This is a genomic window from Thermobrachium celere DSM 8682 (assembly GCF_000430995.1).
Taxonomy (GTDB): Bacteria; Bacillota; Clostridia; order Clostridiales; family Caloramatoraceae; genus Thermobrachium; species Thermobrachium celere.
The window spans coordinates 1-485 of sequence record NZ_HF952014.1 but is presented as its reverse complement, the minus strand read 5'-3'; the positions used below and the strand labels follow the sequence as shown (position 1 = coordinate 485).

Here is a 485-nt window from a genome sequence, read left to right as displayed (position 1 = left end):
GACAAGGCAACTACTGGCTTTAGTATTCAGTATTTGCAGGAATTATTGGTATAGTCCAAGTTAAGTTACCAGATTCTGTAGTTAACGTTCCTGTATCTATTGAAATAATTTCAATGAATGACAATAATTCTTCAAATATTTCAGTTGCAACTACATCAACAAGTGCATAGCTGTTTGGATTGTAAACCTTTAGTTCATAATATATTAAATCTCCAACATTAACTTTTATATCATCAGTTGTAAATGGATTAGTCATTGAGTTCTTTTGGGATTTTGTTAATATTGTGCTATAGAAAAATATGAACCATCTATAGTTACAAGATACGTAATTGATGTTGCAAAGGCATTTAATAAGTTCTACAACCTATGTCCAATACTTTCATGTGAAGATTCAGGCCTTAAGGCCGCAAGACTAAAACTTAGTTGAAGCTTCAACATATGTAATTAAAATAGCACTAGCACTACTTGGAATTGAAGTTGTAGAT

General features: G+C 31.1%; 1 protein-coding gene and 1 pseudogene. One reads left to right on the top strand and one right to left on the bottom strand.

Annotation, left to right across the window (positions count from 1 at the left end; all coding sequences use genetic code 11):
* Nucleotides 1-19 precede the first annotated feature (19 nt).
* Nucleotides 20-256, bottom strand: coding sequence for a hypothetical protein (locus TCEL_RS00560; protein WP_018659666.1), 237 nt, complete (start codon nt 254-256; stop codon nt 20-22).
* 30 nt (nt 257-286) lie between these two features.
* On the opposite strand from TCEL_RS00560, the pseudogene TCEL_RS13070 reads away from it, so the two are divergent.
* A pseudogene (locus TCEL_RS13070) lies at nt 287-485 on the top strand (DALR anticodon-binding domain-containing protein); the annotation flags it as partial.

Coding starts and splice junctions, on each gene's coding strand:
- TCEL_RS00560 (WP_018659666.1), bottom strand. CDS start 256: ATGACTAATCCATTTACAACTGATGATATAAAAGTTAATGTTGGAGAT.